Here is a 14679-nt window from a genome sequence, read left to right as displayed (position 1 = left end):
CTGCGTGATCATCGGACGATGAAGATCAACTACACCGTCCGCGGCGTGCTGGGCATCGCCATCGCGGGCGCGCTCGCCGCAGCGGTCGGTGGGATCGCCGTCGGCGCCGTCGGCGAGTCCCCGGGCGCCGTGCCCTACGCGCCCGTCGACCCGATGGCCGACGCCCGGGGCTTCAACGTCGTCGTCGAGGGGAACGCCCGCGTCACCGGCAACGAGAACGAGGCGACGATGGCGATCGGCGGGAACCTGTCGATCGGGGGGACCTACAACGTCGGCAACGAGGGGAGAGGCGGGTTCACGTTCCCCGGGGACGCCGCGGCGACGGCCCTGGTCGTCGGGGGCCGGGTGAACTTCGCGGACAGCGTCGCCGGTGGTGTCGTGCGGGTCCTGGACAACGGGTACCTGAAGGTCGGCGACGTCTCCAACGGGGACGTCCTCGTCACCGACGCCAACAACGCGCTGCGGGACACCCGGGAGGTGCCCGACGGCGCCGGGTACGACGCCACCCCGCACGTGGAGCTGACGACGCGGCAGCCGGTCGCCTCCGTCAGCGCGGCCACGGGCCTGGACTTCGCCGCCCTGTTCGGGGAGTTCCGCGCCAGGTCCGCCGAACTCGCCGAGTGCGAGAACACCGTGATCCTGCGCGACACCGCGGGGGACCCGCTCCCCGACCAGGACACGGTGCCCACGCAGAGCAACCTCAGGATCGAACTGACCGAGGGCGTCACCAACGTCCTGAACATCACCGCCGAGAACCTGGCGAACATCGCGAGCATCACCTACTCCCCGGTGCCGTCGGCGGACACGCCGCTGCTGGTCAACGTCGACACCACCGGGGTGGGCGACACGTTCACCTGGCCGGTCAACACCGACAACATCGCGGGCCCGCAGGCGCCCTACATCCTCTGGAACTTCCCGACCGCCACCTCCATCACCATGCCGGAGAGCGGCGCCGACAGCCTTGAGGGCACCCTGTACGCGCCGAACGCGCACCTGACCGACCTCGACTCCTCCAACATCGAGGGCGACATCGTCGTCGCGGAGCTCACGCACGGTTCGGCCACGGCCAACGGCGGCGAGTTCCACTACTTCCCGTTCGCGGCGACCCTCGACTGCGGGGCGAGCCCGAGTCCGAGCCCGACGGTGACGACGCCCACCCCCACGGTGACGCCCACGCCGACGACCGTGCCGATCGCGGACGGCGGCCTGGTCGTCGAGAAGCGGGCGGACCGGACGCACGCCGACGTCGGGGACATCATCGACTTCACCATCACCGCGCGGAACGTCACCGACCAGACCCGCGCGGAGACCCTGACCGATGACCTGTCCGACCTGCTCCAGTTCGCCTCCGTCGTCGGCACCCCGACGGCGTCCCTGCCCGAGCTGACCTTCGACTCGCCCCTGCTCACCTGGAACGGCGACCTGGACCCGGGTGAGAGCGTCACCATCTCCTACACGGTCCGGGCGACGGCCGAGGGGGAGATCCACAACGTCGTCACCTGGCCGGGCGGCAGCGAGTGCCTGGAGGTGTGGGTCTGGGACCGCGACCGGCCGTACCCGTCCGGCGAGCACCACCCGTCCGGCCGGCCACGCCCGGGCGCGCACTGCAACCCGGGCGGGAACGGCGTGCCCGAGGACCCGAACCACTGGCACCTGTCACGCCCGCCTCAGTGACTCCCTCAGGGCACCTCACGCAGGGCCGCGCATCCGCACCGGGGACGCGCGGCCCTGCCGCATCGAGCGGCCGATTCCCGCGATGCCGGCCGACAGGCCGCTGCCGGACTCGATGACGGTGAGCGCCCGGCCGAGGGCGCGCTCCGATCTCATGGCCCATCGCGGTCGCTCGGCACGGTGGTGGCGGGCGGTCTGATGAGGAGGATGACGCCGAGGACCGTGTAGGTCGCGCCCGCCCACGCCGCCAGGAGCCACGCGGCGGCGTCCTCCAGGGCGAGGACGCGGCCTATGGGCTCGACCGGCAGGGAGAGGGCACCGGCGAGCGGGAGCCAGCGGGCGGGGCCGTGCCAGCGGCCCGTCCGGGCGATCGCGAGGCCGACGGCGAGCACGCCGGCCTGCGCCGCGAGCCAGACCGGCCGGGTGCCCGCGAGCCACTCGGGCCGGTCCTCGGTGTCCATGGCGAGGCCGACGAGCATGATCGCGAAGGTCGCGCCCAGCGCGCCGACCAGGGGTCCGAGCGCCGCCCACGCGATCCGGCGGCCCAGGCGCGGCCCGGCCGCGCCGCTCCGCGCGGCCAGGACGCACAGCGCGAGGAGCGCGGCGAGGTAGGGCAGCCGGGTCAAGTACTCCACGTAGGTGACGCCGCCTCCTTCGGGCTCGTGGGTCCGGCCCACCGTCGCCATCAGGGGGCCCGCGGCCAGGAGCAGTCCGGTGACCGGGGCGGCGACGACCGCGCCCCGGTCCGGCGGTTCCGGCAGCGGGTAGACCTCGCTGCGCTCGACCCAGATGGGCATGCTCGGCTCCTTCCGCGGATCCCGTCTTCGCGCTCCACGGTCGGGCAGGGCGGTCCCGGGCGGCCAGGGAGCGGAGCCGCCGTGTCCGTCCCGCTTCGGAGGGACGCCGCGGCGGCCGTTGTCCCTGGCAGGACGGGACACCGCTCCCGCGAGCGCGGGCCGTCGGGAATGGGACGCTGGGCCCATGCCTCCCGAGGACCTCCCGGCGCCGAGCACGGCGGACCGGGCGCTGCGCGCCGCGGCCGTGCTCGCCGCGGCCGGCTCGCTCGCCGCGTCCGCGGCCTCGGCGTGGCTGTCGGAGACGAGGCCGCCGGGTCCGATTCCGTGGGCGCTGGACTGGGGGTACTGGAGTTCGGCGGGCTCCGGCCTCGCCCTCGTGCTGCCCGGGGTGCTGCTGGTGCTGCGGCTGCCGCGGCTGTGGATCGGCTGGCTGCTCGTCCTGGCGGGCGGCAGCTCCGTCCTCGCCGCGTTCGGCGCCGAGTACGCCAAGTACTCGCTCGTCGCGCAGGGCGGCGACCTGCCGCTGACCGGCCTCGCGCTGTTCACCGGGGGCAGGTTCGGGCCGATCATCCACATCGGGGTCCCCGCGCTGCTCGTGCTCTTCCCGACCGGGCGCCTGCCGCGCGGCCGGACCCGCTTCCCCGGCGCGGCCTCGCTGGTCGCGATGGTCGGCGCGGTCGGGCTGATCCTGATGCTGCCGTGGGCGATCTACACCGAGCAGGACCCACCGGGGCCCGACCTGGGCCGCTACGACCTCGACCTGCTCACGCCCCCGTTCGTGCCCGACGCGCTCTGGCACTCCTACGGCTCGCCGGTGTTCCTCGCCGTCGCCACCGCGTCGCTGCTCGGCGGCATCGCGGTGTTCGCGGGGCGGTTCCGCGGCGCGGATGCGGAACTGCGCGCCCAGCTGCGCTGGATGCTCCTCGCCGGGGCCTTCGTGGTCGCCTCGATGGTCGGCACGATGCTGCTCCAGATCCACTTCCCCTACGACGGGCACGACGGGTTCAGCGTCTTCGTCGACGGGGTCTTCGTGATGGAGAACGCGCTGCTGGCGGGCGCGGTGCTCATCGCGGTGACCCGCTACCGGCTGTACGACGTCGACCTGCTCATCAGCTGGACGCTGCTGTACGGGGCGCTCGCGGCCGCGGTCGTCGGGATCGATCTCGCGGTGTTCGTCGGCGTCGGCGCCCTGGTGCAGGACAGGGTCGCCGGGGTGCTCGCGGCGGCCGTCGTCGCGGTGCTGTACGCGCCGCTGCGGGTGCGGCTCCAGCTGCTGGTCCGGCGGCTCCTCACCGGGCGGGCGGAGCCCTACGACGTGGTCTCGGCGCTGGCGCGGCGCCTCGAGGAGTCCCCGGGGCCGGACGAACTCCTCGAGGCGACGGCCCGGGGCGTCGGGGCGGCGTTCCGGTCCCCGTACGTCAGGGTCGAGCTGGATCGCCCCGACGGCACCACGGTGGTGGTCGAGGAGGGAGGGCCGCGGCCGGGCGCGGTCGTCCTGCCGTTCGCCTACCGGGACGTGCCGATCGGGCGGCTGACGCTGGTGCCGCGGCCGGGATCCCCGCTGTCGGACGCCGACCAGCGGCTGCTCGCCGACGTGGTGCGGCAGGCCGCGGCCGCCGCGCGCGCCACGGCGCTCACCGAGGAGCTGCAGCGCAGCCGCGAGGAACTGGTGAAGGGGATCGCAGAGGAGCGGCGCAGGCTGCGCCGGGACCTGCACGACGGGCTCGGCCCCGCCCTCGCCGCGGCGGGCCTGAAGATCCAGGCGGCGCGCAACCTCGCCAGGCGCGACACCGCGGCGGCCGACCGGACCCTCGGCGAGGTGGGCGGCGACCTCATGTCGGTCCTCGCCGACGTGCGGCGCCTGGTGCACGACCTGCGCCCGCCCGCGCTCGACCAGTTCGGCCTGGTCGGCGCGATCGAGCAGCAGGCGGCCCGCTTCACCGGGGGAGCGCTGGCGATCGGCGTGGTCGCCGAGGGGGACCTCGGTGAGCTGCCCGCGGCGGTGGAGGTCGCGCTGTTCCGGATCGCGGGGGAGGCGATGAGCAACGTCGCGCGGCACTCGGGCGCCGAGCGCTGCACGGTAAGGCTGGAGTCGGAGGAGGGCAAGGTGCGGGTGGAGGTCAGCGACGACGGCAGGGGAGTACCCGACCGCGCGCTGGTGGGGGTGGGCCTCGTGGCGATGCGCGAGCGGGCCGAGGAGCTGGGCGGCAGGTGCGCGATCGCGCCGCGGCCGGGCGGCGGCACCCTGGTGAGCGCGGTCATCCCGGTCGGCGGCGCGGCGTGACCCCGCGGGTGCTGATCGCCGACGACCACCCGGTCTACCGCGACGGCCTGCGCCTGATGCTGACCACGACGGGCGAGGTGCAGGTCGTCGGCACGGCGCGGGACGGGGCAGAGGCGCTGGCGCTCGCCGCCGAACTCGCCCCGGACGTCGTGGTGATGGACCTGCAGATGCCCGTCCTCGACGGGATCGAGGCGACGCGCCGCCTCGCCGCGGCGGCGGACGGACCCGCGGTGCTCGCGCTCACCATGCACGACGACGACGAGAGCGTCTTCGCGGCGATGCTCGCGGGGGCGCGCGGCTACCTGGTGAAGGGCGCGGACCAGGACGAGATCCTCCGCGCGATCACCTCGGTAGCGCACGGCGAGGTGATCTTCGGTCCGGCGCTCGCCGCCCGCATCAGCCGGTACTTCGCGCTGCTCGCGGGGTCCCGGCCCCCGGAGGAGGAGCCGTTCCCGCAGCTCACGGTGCGGGAACGGGAGGTGCTCCAGCTGATCGCGGCGGGACTGGCCAACCCGCAGATCGCCGAGCGGCTGTTCCTGTCGCCCAAGACGGTGCGCAACAACGTCTCGGCGATCTTCGCCAAGCTCCAGGTCGCCGATCGCGCGCAGGCCATCGTGCGGGCGCGCCAGGCGGGGTTCGGCCGCTGACGCGGAACCTTACTGCGTAAAGGCGCCCGCCGGCGATCTCCGGCGGGATCTGATCCGGCCGAGATCTTGACGGTGAACTTCCCTCATGTTTCGATCAATCCCGTTTGTATAGATTTCCTACAGGGATTGTGGGTGAATTGCGGTGTCCGTGTTCCGTAAACTCATCGCCGGGGCGGCCGTCGTCCTGGCGGCGGGTCTGGTCAGTGCGGTGCCGGGGGCTGGCGCCTCCGCGGTCCTGCCGACGGCCGCGGTGGCGGTGGGGGACAGTTTCATCAGCGGCGAGGGCGCGGGAAGCTACCAGAACGTCACCGACGTCCAGGGCGTCTCGCAGGGCTTCCCCGGCTGGTCGGCGGCCAACTCCAACGCGTTCTTCTGCCACAGGTCGGCCAACGCCTCGATCTTCAAGGCGACGCTGCCGGGCATCCAGAACCGCTTCAACATCGCGTGCTCCGGCGGCAAGCCCGCCGACATCGCCACGAACTCGATCGCGCGCGAGAAGGGCCGCAACGTCACCGCGCAGCTGACCCAGCTGCGCGCGCTCGCCCTGACCAACGACATCGACGTCGTCCTCGTCGGCCTCGGGTCGAACAACAGCTCCTTCACCTTCGGCGACGTCGCCATCGGCTGCGCCACCCGGTTCGCCGCCGACGCCTGGACCGGCTGGTGGGAGTTCTGGGCCTACATCAACGGCCCCGTCGAGCAGGAGCCCTGCACCAACGACGACCTGGCGACCACGGCCGAGATCGCCGCCGCCACCACCGAGACCACCACGGCCCTGCGCAGTCTGCTGACCACCTTGGACGAGATCGACACCGACGGCCGGCACCGCGTCGTGTTCCAGGACTACACCAACCCGCTGCCGTTCGACGTCGCGAGCGACTACCTGACCGAGGCGGACGCGGTCGGCGACGAGCGCGACGACACCCGCGACAAGTTCCGCGCCCTCGGCTCGGAGCGCTACGAGGCGGGCTGCCCGATCCACCGCGCGAGCCTGGCACCCGGCCACGTCTTCTCCACCCGGCTGGGCGGGCTCGTCGAGTCCTCCTTCACCGCCCTGCGGTCCGAGTTCCCGGCGGCAGACCTCCAGTACCTGAACGTCCAGCAGGCCTTCGACGGCGCCCGTCTGTGCGAGAAGAACGGCAGCCCCGCCAACGCCCTCGCCAGCCCGATCCGGCTCCAGGACGGGCCCACCGGCACGTTCCTCACCACCCTCGACGGGTTCGACAAGATCGACATCCAGCGCATCGCCACCGCCTGCGTGACCTACTACCAGACCTGCCAGGAGTCCTGGCACCCCAGCGCCGCGGGCCACGCCGTCCTCGGCCAGTGCCTGGGCGGCGCGGTCGCCTCGGCCGCCCGGACCGTCAAGTGCGTGCGCAACGCCACGACGGGGGCGCTCACCCTGTCCTGACCCGCTCCACCCCGGACCCGGCCGACGCCTGACGCGCGGCCGGGTCCCGGCTTTCCCTGGGCGCCGGGTCTCAGGGGCCTTCGGCGGTGTCCTGCTGGGCGTGCCAGCGCTCGATCAGGGCGCCCATCTCCCTGTCGAGGAAGGCGAAGAAATCACGCATCTCGATGAGGCGGCGGCCGCCGGGGCTGTCGGGGCCGGTGGCCTTCACGCCCTCCTCGGTCAGGCCGGCCAGCGCCGTGTAGAAGCCGCTCTTGGCCGTCGCCTCGTACCAGGTGTCCTCGTGCAGGCTGTAGGCGTGCTCACGGGAGCCCGGCAGCGGGTGGCGCTGCAGCATCCTGATCTGGATGAGGTAGCGGACCGCGCCGGAGATGGCGCCGGCGCTCGCGTCGAGCGCTTCGCGCAGCTGGGCCGCGGTGAGCGACTCGGCGTCGGAGGCCATGAAGGTCATGAGCACGCGGGCGGCCATCTTGGGGAATCCCCAGTCCGCCCACATCAGTGCCATCCGCTCGACAAAGTCCCTGACCGCCGAGTCATCCCGTTGTTCCATAGGCCTATTTTACGCCTTCAGAACGTTCACAAGTTAGTGAAAGCTGTGTAGCTTATTCGTCATGAGCGATGTCATCGAGGTCTCCGGCCTCGTCAAGGACTTCGGCCCCACCCGGGCCCTGGACGGCCTCGACCTTGCCGTCCGCCCGGGCGAGGTCCACGGCTTCCTCGGCCCGAACGGCTCAGGGAAGTCCACGACCATCCGCGCCCTCCTGGGCCTCCTGCGCACCGACGGCGGCACCGCCCGCCTGCTCGGCGGCGACCCGTGGAAGGACGCCACCCGCCTGCACCGCAGGCTCGCCTACGTGCCCGGTGAGGTCACCCTGTGGCCGCACCTTTCCGGCGGGGAGACCATCGACCTGCTCGGCAGGCTGCGCGGGGGAGCCGACCCGGCCAAGCGCGCGGCGCTGCTCGACAGGTTCGAACTCGACCCCCGCAAGAAGGGCCGCGCCTACTCCAAGGGCAACCGACAGAAGGTCGCCCTGGTCGCCGCGTTCGCCTCCGACGCCGAACTCCTCATCCTCGACGAGCCGACCTCCGGCCTCGACCCGCTGATGGAGGAGGTCTTCCAGGAGTGCGTCCGCGAAGCCCGCGACGCCGGGCGCACGGTCCTGCTGTCGAGTCACATCCTGTCGGAGGTGGAGCGGCTGTGCGACCGGGTCACCATCATCCGGTCGGGCAAGGCCGTCGAGACCGGGACCCTCACGTCCCTGCGCCATCTGACCCGCACGTCCGTCGAGGCCGATCTCGCCTCGCCGCCGGAGGGGCTGGAGGCCCTGCCCGGCGTGCACGACCTCGTCGTAGAGGGCACCAGGCTGCACTGCCAGGTCGACACCGACCGGCTCGGCGACCTCCTCACCGCCCTCGTCCCGCTCGGCGTGCGCGGCCTCGACAGCCGCCCGCCGACGCTGGAGGAGCTGTTCCTGCGGCATTATGAGACCGCCGAGACGGCCGGGGCCCGGGCATGAGCGCGCTCGCGGGCACCGCCCCGCTGCTGCGTCTGTGGCTCCGCCGCGACCGCGTCATGATCCCGCTGTGGGTCCTCGCCCTCACGGCCACCGCGGCCGGGACCGCGAGCAGCTTCGCCACCCTGTACGGGACCCCCGCGGAGCTGCACGTCTTCGCCGCGGGCGTCAAGGGCAACGCCGCCACCGTCGCGCTGTACGGGCCGGTCGGCGCCGAGACCGTCGGCGGCCTGGTCGCCTGGCGCAACGGCGTCATCGGCGCGGTGCTCGTCGCGGTGATGAGCGTGCTGCTGGTCATCCGGCACACCCGCGCCGAGGAGGAGGAAGGCCGTCTGGAGCTGGTCGGCGCGACCGCCGTCGGGCGGCGGGCGCCGCTGACCTCGGGCGTGCTCACGTCCCTCACCGCAGGCGCGGTGCTCTCCCTCACCACGTTCCTCGGCCTCACCGGGACCGGCATGGCCGTGGCGGGCTCCGCGGCGTTCGCGCTCGCCTGGTTCGCCTCCGGCCTGGTGTTCACCGGCGTCGCAGCGGTGACCGCCCAGCTCAGCGAGAGCACCCGCACCGCCCGTGGCATCGCCTTCGCCGTCCTCGGCGGGGTCTACCTGCTGCGCGCGGCAGGGGACACCGCGGACGCGGCCTGGCTGAGCTGGCTGTCACCGCTCGGCTGGGCGTCGCTGCTGCGCCCGTTCGCCGACGAGCGGTGGTGGGTCGCGGGGTTGTCGCTCGTGCTGGCCGCCGCCCTGCTCGCCGCGGCCTTCGCCCTCGCCGACCGCCGCGACGTCGGCGCGGGGATCTTCCCGCCGCGCCTCGGCCCGGCCGCCGGGAGCCTCTCCGGCTCCGCCGCGCTGGCGTGGCGGCTGCAGCGCGGCTCGTTCTTCGGCTGGCTCGCCGCGTTCACCGTCTACGGAGGCGTCATCGGCGGGATCGCGCCGAGCGTCGCGGACCTGGTCGGCGAGAGCACCGCGACTCAGGAGATCTTCGCGACCCTGGGCGGGGAGGGCGCGTTCACCGACGCGTTCCTCGCGGTGACGTTCGGCATGCTCGCGCTCATCGCCACGGTCTTCACCGTGCAGAGCGTGCTGCGGATGCGCGGCGAGGAGAGCGGCGGGCGGCTCGAACCGCTCCTGGCCACGGGCCTGAACCGGATCCGGTGGGCCGCCGGGCACACCGTGATCGCCCTCGCCGGAACACTCGTGCTCCTGACCGTCGGCGGTCTCGCCTGCGGCGTCGTCTACGGCCTCGCCTCGGACGACCTGGGCCAGATCGGCAGGCTCGCCGCGGCAGGGGCCGTGCAGGCCCCGCCCGCCTGGGTCGTCGGCGGCGCGGCGCTCCTGCTGTTCGGCGCCCTGCCCCGCCAGGCCTACGCCGCCTGGGGCCTCTTCGGCGCCTGCATCCTGCTGACCCTGGTCGCCCCCATCCTCGACCTGCCCGCCTGGGTCCTGGACCTCTCCCCCTTCGCGCACGCCCCGGCCCTGCCGGGCGGCGAGATCGAGCCGCTCCCCGTCACGGTCCTCCTCGTCCTCGCCGCCGCCCTGGCGGCGGCGGGCCTCACCACCTGGCGCCGCCGCGACCTCACGCCCTGACACGGGAGGGACCACGCGGATCCCGGCCTTCGAGAAGCCCGAGCGCGGAATGCGAAGCTGGGCGGGGTCGGCGGCCTGCGCACCGCCGAGGACGATCAGTGCGCCTCGAAGAGGACCTCGATACCCGGAAGACCCTGCTGAGCGGCATGCTCCGCAGGGTCTTCCGGGTGGCGCGCCGGGTCCTTCAGGGCCTGCGGCCGTGGAAGGCGCGGCGCAGGTCGCTCGTCCAGGCGTCGGGGTACTCCCAGGGGATCAAGTGGCCGCCGTGGTCGTGGGCGTTGACGTGGTCGAACCAAGCGGCCTGCGGGCCGCGCTCGAACGCCCGGACGCGCTCGTCGGCGGTGCGGACGCCGCGAGGATTCTCGTACGCGACGAAGGTGAGGCCGACCGGGGCCTGCACGACCCGGGCGCGATCGTGGGAGGGTGCCCAGGGGTAGCGGTCGGCGTTGGCGTAGTAGCGCCTCGACGTGGCGATGGAGTTGTTCACCCAGTAGATCGTGGCGTGGGTGAGCAGGTCGCCCGCGGTGAAGACGGACTCGACGTCGCCGCCGTTGTCGCTCCAGGCGTTCCAGCGCTCCAGCAGCCAGGCGAGGAGGCCGGGGCCGGCTAGGCGCGGGCGGTGATCTGCTGGACGGCCCAGGCGTTGCCGTCGGGGTCGGTGAAGAAGAGGAACCCGACGTTGTCGAGGTCGTCGCCGAGGTCGGAGGGGCGCTGCCCATGGGGACCGAGGACCACGATGTCGCTGGTCTCGACCCCGTTGCCGAGGAGTTCCGCGTGGGCGGCGCGTAGGTCGTTGACGACGAGCTGGAGGCCCTGGAGGGCGCCGGGGGGCATGTCGGTGAGGCCCTGGGCGATGACGATGGAGCAGCCGGAGCCGGGCGGGGTGAGCTGGAGCATCAGCCGGCCGTCGGGGAGCGGGGTCTCGTGGTCGATGTGCCAGCCGAGCCTCCCGGCGTAGAACTCCTTGGCGCGGGCGACGTCGGACACGGGCACGATGACGACTTCGAGGGTCCAGTTCATCAGTGCGCCCTTCCCCACCGTGGCCAAGAGTAACCTTACTGCGTAAAGGCGCTGGGGCGGCGGCTCCGAAGGGTGCGAGACCCGGGAAAGGACTGAAGACTCGGTGGAACAAGGGTTTCCGGGCGAGTGCGATGTCTGGATTCGGGGCTATTGGGAATGCTGCGCACATGAGTGACGAGCAGATCCTGGACCGGATCAAGCGCATGATCGACGAGGAGCACGAGCTGCGGACCTCCGCCGAGCCCGGGCACGCCGCACGCGTCAAGGCGATCGAGGAGGAGCTCGACGTCTGCTGGGACCTGCTGCGCCAGCGCCGTGCCGCCCGCGAGTACGGCGCCAATCCGGGGGAGGCGCACTCCCGTCCCGTCGGCGAGGTCGAGGGCTACCAGCAGTGAGCCGGCGCGGGTCGTGCTGATCGCGCCTGGTGGCGGGCTCTTGGGAGCCCGCCACCAGGCCGTGGGGTGACCCGGCGCCCGGGGCCGGGCCGGCGGTCGCTCAGCGGTAGGTGCGGAGGTTCTCGGCGTCGCCGGTGAAGTGCGCGTGATCGTTCAGCGTGAGCAGGTTGAGGCCGCGCGCCCCGACGAGCAGGGTGGTGATCGAGGTGTTGACCATCACCCGGTTCACCGCGACGACCCCCGCCGGCGGCAGGCCGAGCAGCGCCCCGCAGATCGCCGCGATCACCCCGCCGGACGTCACCGCGATGCCGTCCCGGCCCTGGCCGAGGCGCGCGCCCAGCTCGGTGACGGCCGCCAGAGCCCCGCCGGAGAAGGCCTGCCACCCGTCGGGCGCGTCCTGCTCGATCCAGGCGAGCAGGAGCCGATCGAGCGCCTTCTGCGGGTCCCCGTCGGTGGCGACCTTGCCGCCGGACACCATGGTGATGAAGTCGTACTCGTTGAGCCGCAGGTCCTCGCCGACCGGCTCCGCCGCCCCGACGGCCTCGGCCACGGCCCGCGCGGTCTCGCGCTGCCGGGTGAGCGACCCCGCGACGACGAGCGGGTCGCGCGGCTTGCGCGCGGCGAGGGCGCGCCCGGTCGCGGAGGCCTGCTCGGGCCCGATCGGCGAGAGCACGTCGTAGTCGGCGGCGCCGAACGACGCCTGGGCGTGCCGGACCAGGTGGATGACGGGCATGGCTGGAGACCCCCGGGGGATTGAGCGGGCGCGCGACGGCGGAGCTTCGACGTTACCGGGCGTGCCTTCGGCCGTCGGCGACCGGGGGCGTCAGGCGGCGCCGCGCGGGAAACCCGCGTCGGCGTCCCCGGCGCGCAGCGCGGTGAGGTCCGCGCGGTCGAGGCCCACCAGGACGAGACCGGGCGCGGTTCCGGCGTCGGACAGGCGGCTTCCATCGGGGTGCCACGCGCCGCTGCCGCCGCACGACTCCCAGCCCGCGCCGAGGCCGGCGCCGGGCCCGCCCGGATAGTTGGCGGCGACGGCGTACATCCGGTGGTCCATGGCCCTCGCGGCCAAGTGGACGTCGAAGCGGCGCGGGTTGTCGTACAGGACCGACGCGGCGTACACCTCGGCGCCTCGGCGGGCCGCCTCCTCGGCGTGGGAGGGGACGCCGGCGTCGTAGCAGATGGCCAGGGCGACGATCCATCCGTCGACCTCGAGGAGCGGGCCGGGCGGGGCGGGGTCGAAGATGTCGCGTTCCCGGCCGTGCAGGTGGCGCTTGCCGTGGGGGAGGAGGGTCCCGTCGGGGAGGGCGGCCAGGGAGGCGATCCAGGTGCCGGTGGGGGAGTGGCGGTAGGCGCCGCCGACGACGGCGGTGGCGCCCGCGGATCGCGCGGCCTCCCGGACGGGGTCGAGGCGGGCGTCGTCGGCCGTGACGCCCAGGGCGGGATCGGGGAACAGGTCAAGGTCGTAGCCGGTGAGGGACAGCTCGGGGAAGAGGATCAGCCGGGCCCCTTCGGCGGCGGCCCTCGTCACGGCTTCGGCCGCGATGCGGGCGTTCCCCGCGACGTCGCCGGGTACGGACGGGAGCTGGGCCAGCCCCACGCGCAGCGTGTCCATCGTTAGCTTCTCCACCCTCAGTAACCTTACTGCGTAAAGGCGTCGGGTCGGTTCGCCCCTGACGTACCCCGAAAAGACCTTATAAAGGACTGAAGACTCATTGACCGGGGGAGTGGCCTGGGCTGGCGAAACGCCCGCGATCTGGCGGTTTGCTCCACTAGGCTCCCGGGGTGGCCGACTTTCCCAGGATCATCACCAGGACCGTCGACGGGCGTGTGTGCGCGTACGTCATCGCCCGGGACGTCTATGGAGTCCTGTCGCCTTCGGCGGTGTTCGAGCCGGTGAAGGGCGACGAGGTGGACGGCCACGCGGTCACGCCGGACCTGCGCCGGGCCGTCTACACCACCTCGAACGCGGTCGTGAGCGTCACCGAAGGCGCCGAGTCGTGGCGGGTGCCGTTCGAGCCGGGCGAAGGTCACGCGTTCATCAACCACGCGGGATGCGTCGTGTCGGCGGACGGGCGCGACGTGTGGGTGTTCCGGCCCGACGACATGGCCGGCCGGGGCACGCCCGACCACTGGCTGGTCCTGGACGCCGGGACGGGGGCCGTCCGCGCGATCGCGGAGATCGGCACGTCGGGGCACGGCGCGACCCAGCTCGTCCATCCGGCGGACGGGCGGGTGCTGCTCTCCGTCGGCGAAGGGCAGGACGGCGCGCCACTGTTCCGAGGCGCTCTGAAGGGCGGGTCCCTGGACCTCGCGCCCTTCCCGTGGCCGGACAGGGTGCTCGTGGATCTCTCACCCGACGGGAGCCGGTTCATGACGGTGGACCACGGCTGCCAGGACGTCGCCTTCCACACCTATCCCGAGGGGGAGGTCCTGCTGAGCCTTGAGGTGGCGGACTTCGGGCCCGAGGAGGACCGCTACCTCGAATTCGGCGGAGGCTTCCTGACGGGCGGCACCGCGGTCGTCGCCTTCGTCGGGGAGACCGAGGACGGCGAGGACTGGTTCGGCTTCCGGCTCGTGGACCTGGCCGAGGGCGTCCCCGGCCCTGAACTCGCCACGGCAGCCGCCGACGCGTACGACCTGGTCCCCCTGGGCGACGGGTCGTGGCTCACCGCGGACCCGTCCGGCCACCCCGTCCGCTGGGCGGGCCGACCCGGCCCGTCAGGCGCCGCCCCGGACGCGGACGAGGGGAAGGTACACCTCGTCGACTATCTCGATGAGGACGGTGTCGGGGGCTGACGGTACGCCGCGTACCGCGAACTCGTTGCGGAGCAGGTCGACGGCCACGGTGGCGACCCTCGGGTGGAGCGCCTCCGGCGCGACCTCGCCGCGGGCTACCGCGCGGCCCAGGATCGTCAGCCAGGGGGCCGCGGCGGTTTCTCCGGACGGGTCCTGGAGCCGGCTGAGGAACTCGGCCGCGCCGCCGGCCGCGGCGAGGAGCTCCCGCAGGATCGCGCCCAGGGGGGAGCTCCAGTAGCGGTTGGCGCGGCGGAGCTGTTCCAGGACGTCGCCGCGCAGGTCTCCGGTGTCGGGGGGCGGGACCGTCCTGGTGAGCCGCGCATAGGCGGCGGTGCCGAGAGCGAGGCGGTTCGGCCAGCGGCGGTAAAGGGCGTTCTTGTTGGTGCCGGCGCGGGCGGCGACCTTGTCCATGGTCAGGCCCGCGTAGCCGGACTCGGTGAGTTCGGCGACCGCGGCGTCGAGGATCGCCTCCTCCAGGGCCGTGCCGCGGCGCCGCGCGGGGCCGCCGCCTTGGTGTGTGCTCGGATCTCCGCTCATGGCCCTTTCCCGTCGCAGGGTCTCGAT

General features: G+C 73.4%; 16 protein-coding genes. 8 read left to right on the top strand and 8 right to left on the bottom strand.

What is annotated here, in order from left to right; translation table 11 throughout:
* Positions 1-18 precede the first annotated feature (18 nt).
* Positions 19-1674: a collagen-binding domain-containing protein gene (locus tag EDD29_RS20100; RefSeq protein ID WP_148086027.1), complete on the top strand. Its 1656-nt coding sequence runs from the start codon at positions 19-21 to the stop codon at positions 1672-1674.
* Positions 1675-1689: 15 nt separating this feature from the next.
* On the opposite strand, the gene EDD29_RS45530 is transcribed toward EDD29_RS20100, so the two are convergent.
* Together EDD29_RS45530 and EDD29_RS20095 are read right to left on the bottom strand one after the other, a co-directional pair.
* Positions 1690-1827 carry a hypothetical protein gene (locus EDD29_RS45530; RefSeq protein ID WP_170201478.1) on the bottom strand — a complete coding sequence of 46 codons (138 nt, stop codon included), beginning with the start codon at positions 1825-1827 and terminating at the stop codon, positions 1690-1692.
* A complete protein-coding gene (locus tag EDD29_RS20095) occupies positions 1824-2468 on the bottom strand; it encodes a hypothetical protein (RefSeq protein WP_123665894.1) in 645 nt (214 codons plus the stop codon). Before EDD29_RS20095 ends, EDD29_RS45530 begins: the two co-directional genes overlap by 4 nt.
* Before the next feature lie 184 nt (positions 2469-2652).
* Here EDD29_RS20095 and EDD29_RS20090 point away from each other — a divergent pair, with 184 nt between their 5' ends.
* The 3 genes from EDD29_RS20090 (at position 2653) to EDD29_RS20080 (ending at position 6810) form a co-directional block, all read left to right on the top strand.
* Entirely contained in the window at positions 2653-4752 is a 2100-nt protein-coding gene (locus EDD29_RS20090; protein WP_123665893.1) for a sensor histidine kinase, read from the top strand.
* Positions 4749-5399 carry a response regulator transcription factor gene (locus EDD29_RS20085; RefSeq protein ID WP_123670580.1) on the top strand — a complete coding sequence of 217 codons (651 nt, stop codon included), beginning with the start codon at positions 4749-4751 and terminating at the stop codon, positions 5397-5399. Before EDD29_RS20090 ends, EDD29_RS20085 begins: the two co-directional genes overlap by 4 nt.
* 142 nt (positions 5400-5541) lie before the next feature.
* Positions 5542-6810 carry an SGNH/GDSL hydrolase family protein gene (locus EDD29_RS20080; RefSeq protein WP_123665892.1) on the top strand — a complete coding sequence of 423 codons (1269 nt, stop codon included), beginning with the start codon at positions 5542-5544 and terminating at the stop codon, positions 6808-6810.
* A gap of 70 nt (positions 6811-6880) precedes the next feature.
* On the opposite strand, the gene EDD29_RS20075 is transcribed toward EDD29_RS20080, so the two are convergent.
* Entirely contained in the window at positions 6881-7357 is a 477-nt protein-coding gene (locus tag EDD29_RS20075) for a GbsR/MarR family transcriptional regulator (protein ID WP_123665891.1), read from the bottom strand.
* Positions 7358-7418: 61 nt separating this feature from the next.
* Here EDD29_RS20075 and EDD29_RS20070 point away from each other — a divergent pair, with 61 nt between their 5' ends.
* Positions 7419-8324: an ABC transporter ATP-binding protein gene (locus tag EDD29_RS20070; protein ID WP_123665890.1), complete on the top strand. Its 906-nt coding sequence runs from the start codon at positions 7419-7421 to the stop codon at positions 8322-8324.
* Positions 8321-9904: an ABC transporter permease gene (locus EDD29_RS20065; protein ID WP_123665889.1), complete on the top strand. Its 1584-nt coding sequence runs from the start codon at positions 8321-8323 to the stop codon at positions 9902-9904. The genes EDD29_RS20070 and EDD29_RS20065 overlap by 4 nt, the downstream gene beginning before the upstream one ends.
* 184 nt (positions 9905-10088) lie before the next feature.
* On the opposite strand, the gene EDD29_RS20060 is transcribed toward EDD29_RS20065, so the two are convergent.
* Both EDD29_RS20060 and EDD29_RS20055 read right to left on the bottom strand, forming a co-directional pair.
* Positions 10089-10391: a hypothetical protein gene (locus tag EDD29_RS20060; protein ID WP_246052868.1), complete on the bottom strand. Its 303-nt coding sequence runs from the start codon at positions 10389-10391 to the stop codon at positions 10089-10091.
* A gap of 119 nt (positions 10392-10510) precedes the next feature.
* On the bottom strand, positions 10511-10942 hold the full coding sequence (locus EDD29_RS20055) for a VOC family protein (protein ID WP_246052867.1): 432 nt from the start codon (positions 10940-10942) through the stop codon (positions 10511-10513).
* A 149-nt stretch (positions 10943-11091) separates the two neighbouring features.
* On the opposite strand from EDD29_RS20055, the gene EDD29_RS20050 reads away from it, so the two are divergent.
* Entirely contained in the window at positions 11092-11319 is a 228-nt protein-coding gene (locus EDD29_RS20050) for a DUF2630 family protein (RefSeq protein WP_123665887.1), read from the top strand.
* Between the two features lie 100 nt (positions 11320-11419).
* On the opposite strand, the gene EDD29_RS20045 is transcribed toward EDD29_RS20050, so the two are convergent.
* Together EDD29_RS20045 and EDD29_RS20040 are read right to left on the bottom strand one after the other, a co-directional pair.
* Positions 11420-12052, bottom strand: coding sequence for a histidine phosphatase family protein (locus EDD29_RS20045; protein WP_123665886.1), 633 nt, complete (start codon positions 12050-12052; stop codon positions 11420-11422).
* A gap of 90 nt (positions 12053-12142) precedes the next feature.
* Positions 12143-12931 carry a carbon-nitrogen hydrolase family protein gene (locus EDD29_RS20040; protein ID WP_123665885.1) on the bottom strand — a complete coding sequence of 263 codons (789 nt, stop codon included), beginning with the start codon at positions 12929-12931 and terminating at the stop codon, positions 12143-12145.
* 170 nt (positions 12932-13101) lie between these two features.
* Between EDD29_RS20040 and EDD29_RS20035 the strand changes: the two genes are divergently transcribed.
* The gene (locus EDD29_RS20035) at positions 13102-14115 is read left to right on the top strand and encodes a hypothetical protein (RefSeq protein WP_123665884.1); all 1014 of its coding nucleotides are present in this window, start codon (positions 13102-13104) and stop codon (positions 14113-14115) included.
* Here the strand turns inward: EDD29_RS20035 and EDD29_RS20030 are convergent.
* The gene (locus EDD29_RS20030) at positions 14038-14652 is read right to left on the bottom strand and encodes a TetR/AcrR family transcriptional regulator (protein ID WP_123665883.1); all 615 of its coding nucleotides are present in this window, start codon (positions 14650-14652) and stop codon (positions 14038-14040) included. The genes EDD29_RS20035 and EDD29_RS20030 overlap by 78 nt on opposite strands.
* Between the last annotated feature and the right edge of the window lie 27 nt (positions 14653-14679).

The sequence above is a fragment of the Actinocorallia herbida genome (assembly GCF_003751225.1).
GTDB classification, from domain to species: domain Bacteria; phylum Actinomycetota; class Actinomycetes; order Streptosporangiales; family Streptosporangiaceae; genus Actinocorallia; species Actinocorallia herbida.
The sequence above is the reverse complement of the archived record's forward strand: the minus strand, read 5'-3'. Positions and strand labels throughout refer to the sequence as shown.